Annotated in this window: 6 protein-coding genes and 1 pseudogene; 4 read left to right on the top strand and 3 right to left on the bottom strand. The window is 71.7% G+C overall.

Annotation, left to right across the window (positions count from 1 at the left end; translation table 11 throughout):
- The 4 genes from ABT130_RS46555 to menC all read left to right on the top strand — a co-directional run.
- Window positions 1–434: dipeptidase (locus ABT130_RS46555; protein WP_350966346.1), on the top strand; the 434-nt coding region annotated here is incomplete at its 5' end.
- Window positions 431–1,660, top strand: a complete 1,230-nt coding sequence (locus tag ABT130_RS46550; protein WP_350966345.1) for a M20 family metallopeptidase — start codon at window positions 431–433, stop codon at window positions 1,658–1,660. The genes ABT130_RS46555 and ABT130_RS46550, both read left to right, overlap by 4 nt.
- Complete coding sequence (locus ABT130_RS46545; RefSeq protein ID WP_350966344.1) at window positions 1,657–2,436, top strand: GNAT family N-acetyltransferase; 780 nt, start codon at window positions 1,657–1,659, stop codon at window positions 2,434–2,436. The genes ABT130_RS46550 and ABT130_RS46545 overlap by 4 nt, the downstream gene beginning before the upstream one ends.
- 157 nt (window positions 2,437–2,593) lie before the next feature.
- Window positions 2,594–3,694 (top strand): o-succinylbenzoate synthase, encoded by a 1,101-nt coding sequence (gene menC, locus ABT130_RS46540; protein WP_350919467.1) that lies wholly within the window; start codon window positions 2,594–2,596, stop codon window positions 3,692–3,694.
- On the opposite strand, the gene ABT130_RS46535 is transcribed toward menC, so the two are convergent.
- From ABT130_RS46535 to ABT130_RS46525, 3 genes and pseudogenes are all read right to left on the bottom strand, one after another.
- Entirely contained in the window at window positions 3,684–4,496 is an 813-nt protein-coding gene (locus tag ABT130_RS46535) for an ABC transporter substrate-binding protein (RefSeq protein WP_350966343.1), read from the bottom strand. The two genes, menC and ABT130_RS46535, sit on opposite strands and share 11 nt — an antisense overlap.
- Before the next feature lie 92 nt (window positions 4,497–4,588).
- Window positions 4,589–6,172: a PucR family transcriptional regulator gene (locus ABT130_RS46530; RefSeq protein ID WP_350966342.1), complete on the bottom strand. Its 1,584-nt coding sequence runs from the start codon at window positions 6,170–6,172 to the stop codon at window positions 4,589–4,591.
- A 29-nt stretch (window positions 6,173–6,201) separates the two neighbouring features.
- A pseudogene (locus ABT130_RS46525) lies at window positions 6,202–6,435 on the bottom strand (hypothetical protein); the annotation flags it as partial.

Raw genomic sequence — 6,435 nt, 5'->3', positions numbered from 1 at the left:
CCTCGGCCCGCGCGCTGCGCGACCACCACCGCAACCTGACCGACGACCAGATCCGCGGCGTCGCCGCCACCGGCGGCGTGGTCTGCGTCAACTTCGTGCCGAGCTTTCTTGCCTCGGACCCCGCGGAGTTCACCGTGGACCGTCTGGTGGACCACATCGAGCACATCGCACAGGTCGGTGGCATCGACCACGTCGGCCTCGGCCCGGACTTCATCCGCGAGGTCATGCACGACGTCACACCTCCGTGCTGCGAGGATCTCGGATACGGCGAGAGCGACCCCCTGGCCGTCCTGCCCGGGCTGGCCGGCCCGAGCGGCCTGCCCCTGGTCACCGACGCCCTGCTCAAGCACGGCTTCGCCGACGAGGAGATCGTGAAGATCCTCGGCGGCAACGTCCTGCGGCTGTTCCGCGCGGAGCTGGGACGACCACGGTGAACCTGGACGTCATGCTTGAGGACCTGGAGGAGCTCGTCGCGTGCGAGTCGTTCTCCGCCGACCACGAGGCGGTGGCCCGTAGCGCCCGGGTGGTCGCCGACCAGGGGTTCAGGAGGCTCGGCGCACGCCCCGAGACGATCGTGATCGGCGGGGTCACCCACCTGCGGTGGACCTTCGGCACGCCCCGGGTCCTGCTGGTCGGCCACCACGACACGGTCTGGCCGCTCGGGACGCTGGCCGAGCGCCCCTGGTCGGTGTCCGGCGGGATCGCCCGGGGGCCGGGGGTGTTCGACATGAAGGCCGGGCTGGTGCAGGCGTTCCACGCGCTGGCCGCGCTGCCGTCACCGGATGGGGTGTGCGTGCTGGTCACCGGCGACGAGGAGGTCGGTTCACCGTCCTCACGCGCGCTGATCGAGGAGTCGGCACGCGGCCGCGCGGCCGCGTTCGTGCTGGAGGCGAGCGCCGCCGGCGGAGCGCTCAAGACGGCGCGCAAGGGTACGTCGGTCTACGAGCTCGTGGTGCGCGGAACGGCCGCACACGCCGGTCTTGAGCCCGAGAAGGGGGCCAACGCGGGGATCGAGCTGGCCCACCAGATCCTCGCCGTCACCGGGATCGCCGATCGGGTGAACGGTGCTCCTTCTGCCATGACGACGGCGGAGACGTCACCCGCCGCGACGCGCGGGCTGCCCCTCCTTCCGGGTCGGCGGCCGGGCTCCGCGGCACCGGGGACGCCGTTCGGCGCGGCGGCACCCGGCGACCCCGCGGGCCTGGGCCCGACCACCGTCACGCCCACGGTGCTGTCGGCGGGGACCACGGTCAACACCGTGCCCGCGCTGGCCCGCGTGTCGGTGGACGTGCGGGTGCCCACCCTCGCCGCACAGGAGCGGGTGGACGAGCTGATGAGGGCACTGTCCCCCCGGCTCGCCGGAACCCGGCTGGAGGTGATCGGCGGCCCGAACCGTCCTCCCCTGGAGGAGGCCTCATCGGCCGGGCTGTTCGCCGTCGCCCGGCGGATCGCCGCCGACCTCGGACTCGCCCCGCTCTCCGGTGTCGGAGTGGGCGGGGCCTCCGACGGCAACTACACCGCCGGAGCCGGCTGCCCCACCCTCGACGGGCTGGGCGCGGTGGGCGGCGGCGCCCACGCCGACAGTGAGCATGTGGTCGTGGCCGAGATGCCCGGCCGTACGGCGCTGCTGACCGGCCTGGTCCGGGCGATGCTCGGATGAACGGCGTGGTGCTGCGCGAACTCCGCTCCATCGAGGAGCTGGAGGAGGTCTTCCGGCTGTTCGACGGCATCTGGCACCCCGATCCCGGCAGCGAGCCCATCACCGTCGAGCTCATGCGGGCGCTGTCACACGCGGGCAACTACGTGACCGGCGCCTACCGGGGCGACCGCCTGGTGGGCGCCTCGGTCGGCTTCCTCGCGGCCCCGGCCGGGCAGGTGCTGCACTCGCACATCACCGGCGCCGCCATCGGGCGCGGGATCGGATTCGCGCTCAAGCTGCACCAGCGCGGCTGGGCACTCGACCGGGGCCTGGATCGCATCACCTGGACCTACGACCCGCTGATACGCCGCAACGCCCACTTCAACCTGGTCAAACTCGGCGCCCGCCCCGAGAGGTACCTGCCGTCCTTCTACGGCGTCATGGAGGACGCGATCAACACCGGCGACGAGTCCGACCGGATGCTCGCCGTCTGGCGGCTGACCGAGCCGCGGGTACTGGCCGCCGTACGAGGCGAGCCGCACCGACCGAAGATCCCGTCGGACGCGGTGACCGCCCTGGCCGAGCGCGACGGCCGCCCGGTCGCCGGACGGACCGACGCCCGGACGCTGCTGGTCGCGGTCCCGCCCGACATCGAGGCACTGCGCCGCACCGACCCCGGCGCGGCCAAGGCATGGCGCCACGCCGTGCGCGACGTGCTGGGCACGCTGATGGGGGAAGGTGCCCGGGTGACCGGGTTCACCGGCGAGGGCCACTACCTCGTGGAACGGACCGTCTGACCGCCCTGACCGGCAAGTCCTGCGGCGGGAGACCACCGGGAGCCGGTCGGCGGGGCACTCAGAGAAGGACGCGGCGCGAGCCGCGCGACATCCTGTAACGGGGTCGCCTGACCGGCGACGCTATCGGAGGGAGACGCGGCGGAGGCCGCACACCATCATGAAGATCACTGGAATCGAACTGCGGCGGATCAGGATGCCGCTGGTCGCCCCCTTCCGCACCTCGTTCGGCACCGAGACCGAACGTGACGTACTGCTCCTGCGCGTCGTCACCCCCGACGCCGAGGGCTGGGGCGAATGCGTCGCCATGTCCCAGCCGCTCTACTCCCCCGAATACGTCGACGGCGCCGCCGAGGTCCTGCGCCGCTTCCTCATCCCCGCCCTGCCCGCCCACGCCGACGCCCACACCGCCGGCCGCGCCCTGCGGCCTTTCAAAGGGCACCGCATGGCCAAGGCCGCCCTGGAAACCGCCGTCCTGGACGCTCAGCTCCGCACCGGCGGCCAGTCCCTGGCCTCCTTCCTCGGCGCGGACACCGACCGCGTGCCCTGCGGAGTGTCGGTCGGCATCATGGACTCCATCCCCCAGCTCCTCGACGCCGTCACCGGCTACCTCGACGAGGGCTACGCCCGGATCAAACTGAAGATCGAACCCGGCTGGGACCTCGCCCCCGTCCGCGCCGTCCGCGAACGCTTCGGCGACGATCTCCTGCTACAGGTCGACGCCAACGCCGCCTATACCCTCGCCGACAGCACCCACCTGGCCAAACTCGACGACTTCGGCCTGCTGCTCATCGAACAACCCCTCGCCAACGACGACATGGTCCAGCACGCCCGGCTCGCCACCCGGCTGACCACCCCCATCTGCCTGGACGAATCCATCGAATCAGCCGAACACGCCGCCGCCGCCATCACCCTGGGCGCCTGCTCGATCATCAACGTCAAACCCGGCCGGATCGGCGGCTACCTCGAAGCCCGGCGCATCCACGACCTGGCCCGCGCCCACGGCGTCGCCCTGTGGTGCGGCGGCATGCTGGAGACCGGCATCGGCCGCGCCGCCAACCTGGCCCTGGCCGCCCTGCCCGGCTTCACCCTGCCCGGTGACACCTCCGCCTCCCGCCGTTACTACGCCACCGACGTCACGCCGCCCTTCGAGCTGAACGACGGCCACATCGGCGTGCCCACCGGCCCCGGCATCGGCGTCGACCCCGTCCACGACATCCTGGACGAGGTCACCGTCTCCACCGAATGGATCACCATCTAGCGGGCGTTTCCCGCCTCAGCGGGAAGAGGAGCCGGTCGTGGCGCACGCCGCGGCCGGCCTTCCGCTTCCCCCCGTTCCGGACGGGAGAGAAGCGGGAGTTCGGCACCACCTTCAGCACGACCTTCGCGGGCAGGCCCGGCTCCTTCGTGGTGGCGCCGTCCGGCCCCCAGGCATACTCCTCGCGGCTCTGGAAGGTGTAGTGGTCGCCGGGGCACCGCCTCGGTGAGCTGTAGGGCCCGGAACCGGAGGTGCCTCTGGCCAGCACCGAGCGGTCCTCGACGCCCTTGCCGCAGACGATGAACACGAGCGAAGTGCTCTGCAGGATGAAGCTGAAGGGCTTGGGGGTGGAGAGCGTCACCGTCCCGGCCGCGTCGTCCGCCGTGGCCTTCATCCCGGTGGGTACCAGCACGCCGTACATCGGCGACTTGGTGGCCGGGTCGACGATGTGGTTGACGTTGGCGGCCACATCGGCGGAGATGAGCTTGGAGCCGTCGGAGCAGGTGACCTCCTTACGGAGGGTGAAGGTCACCGAATCGGGTTTGACGTCCCATTTCTCGGCCAGACCGGGGATGACCTTGCCGTCGGGGCCGACGCGGGTCAGCGTGTCGCAGGCCGGCGACAACACCGTGTTGGTGACCGAGAGCACGCCCATGGCCGGGTCGAGCACCCCGGGGTCACTGCCGATCGCGAAGGAGAAGGTGCCGCCGTCGGCGGGTCCGCCTGACGGAGAGTCCGCCGTACCGCCACACGCGGCCGCGAACAGGCTGAGGGCGCCGAGGGCCGCCGCTCCTGCGTTTCTCATCGGGACTGGAAGGTGGGGGTGATGCCCCACAGTCGCCTTTTCCCGGCGATCCTTCTTCGTCCTCCGCCACGAAAAGCCCGTAATTCATCGTGCTACCGTCCGAAAATTCGCATCTGGAGCATCACGGTCAGCCGCGCGTCGGGATCGGCCAGGTCCAGGCCGCTGATCTCGATGAGCCGCTTCAACCGGTAGCGGAAGGTGTTGGCGTGCACGTGCACCCTTGCCGATGCGGCGTTGACGTCGCCGAACGCGTCCAGATAGGCCCGCAGGGTGGCGACCAGCTCGCTGCCGTGCTCGGCATCGTGCCTCACGAGCCGTTCGTAGGGCCCGGTGGGAACCTGCTCCTCGGCCTCGACCAGGTCCGACAACTGCAGCAGCAGCGCCTCGAAGTGCACCCCGGTGTAGCCGGCGACCGCGCCGGACGCCTCGCGGGCACGCAGCACCCGCAGCGCCCGGTCGGCGTCGGCCCGGGACCTGGCCACCTCGATCAGGTTGCCCGCCAGGCGCCCCACGCCGATGTTGGCCGCGTGCCGGGAACCGACGCGGGCGAGGAAGCTCTCGGCGACCCGCACGGCCCGTGCCTCCTCGTCGCCGCCGGCGTGCAGTGGCAGTACGGCGTAGGCCACCGAGCCGACCAGCGCGGCGGCGGCCTTGGGATGGATGGCCCCGACGTGCAGGGCGAGCGCGTCGCAGAATCGCTGCCGGTCGCTCTCCCGGTGCGCGGCGTCGGTGTGGGATCCGCCGCTGAGCTGAGCCGCGAGCACGCACAGCCGTCCGCTGGCGATGCCGAGCCGCCCGGCGGCCTCCGCCGCATCCCGGCCACCGGCCAGCACGGTGGAGAGCAGGTCGGCGCGGAGTCGTCGTCTGGTGTCCGCCCCGGCCCGCTGCCGGAGCAGCTGCAATGCGACGATCTTGGCGGCGTCGGCGAGGGCGCGCTGCCGCTGGTCGCTCAGCGGCTCCCGCACGGCGGCCCAGATGGAGCCGAGGATCTCGTCTCCGGACCGGACGGCCATCGCCGCCCGGTTGATGCTGTCGTCGTCCAGCTCCAGGTAGATCGGTTCGCGGCTCTGGTAGAGCCGGCGGAAGAATCCGCGCTCCTCCAGCATTCGCCGGTACCGTTCCGGCACCTGGCGGCCGAGCACGGTCGCCACCCTGCCGGGATCGGCCTCGTCCTGTCGCCCGGAGTACGCCAGCACCCGCGATGACCGGTCCTCGATGGTGACCGGCGCGTCCAAGAGCGCGCACACGGCGTTGGCCAGCGCGAACAGGTCGTCCGGCGGGTCCTCCCCCGGTTCGGCGAGGTCGTCCTCGGCCAGCAGGGAACGCAGCAGCGCGGCCACCTGCGCCCACGAGGCGGCCCGGGTGAGGCCCAGCACCGCGACCCCGGTCTGGCGGACCTTCGCGCGGACGAGCTCGTCGACGTCCATCGGTTGCTTGACGACCACACCCGCCGCCGGGCCCACCGCGTCGAGCAGGGCGCAGATCTGCTCGGCGCGGTCGACCCCGACGGCGAGCAGGAGGCCCCCCTCGGGGAGCAGCAGTTCGTCGAGGGGATCGTAGATGTGTACGCCGGTGACCTCGGCGTCGAGCTCCCCGGGGGAGACCGTCACGTCCAGCACCGTGCTGCCCAGATCCTCCAGGATCCGCTGCAGGCTCGCCCGTGGCCGATTGGTCATTTGCTCACGATAACGGGCATATAGCGACATTATTCTTTTAGATGATCAGTAGCTATAAAAGCGGCACGACCGGCTCGCCGACGGCCTTGGGGGGCCGGAGAGCACTCGGTACGCTCCAGGGTCCCGGACGCGGCCTGCCTGACGTGCTCCAGGACCACCGGAATCTTGAACACCGAGGCGAGCACGACCGGCTCGTCGGCGTCGAGGCCGATCTCGGTGTCGCCGACGTGGGGGCGCGGGGGGGTAGGCCCCCCCCCCGCCGC

Source organism: Streptosporangium sp. NPDC001681, assembly GCF_040298085.1.
Lineage (GTDB): Bacteria > Actinomycetota > Actinomycetes > Streptosporangiales > Streptosporangiaceae > Streptosporangium.
This window is presented reverse-complemented; position numbering and strand designations above follow the sequence as displayed.

Bases quoted from the DNA above. Each gene is read 5' to 3' on its own strand.
- menC (WP_350919467.1), top strand. From the start codon at position 2,594: ATGAAGATCACTGGAATCGAACTGCGGCGGATCAGGATGCCGCTGGTC.
- ABT130_RS46535 (WP_350966343.1), bottom strand. From the start codon at position 4,496: ATGAGAAACGCAGGAGCGGCGGCCCTCGGCGCCCTCAGCCTGTTCGCG.
- ABT130_RS46545 (WP_350966344.1), top strand. From the start codon at position 1,657: ATGAACGGCGTGGTGCTGCGCGAACTCCGCTCCATCGAGGAGCTGGAG.
- ABT130_RS46530 (WP_350966342.1), bottom strand. From the start codon at position 6,172: ATGACCAATCGGCCACGGGCGAGCCTGCAGCGGATCCTGGAGGATCTG.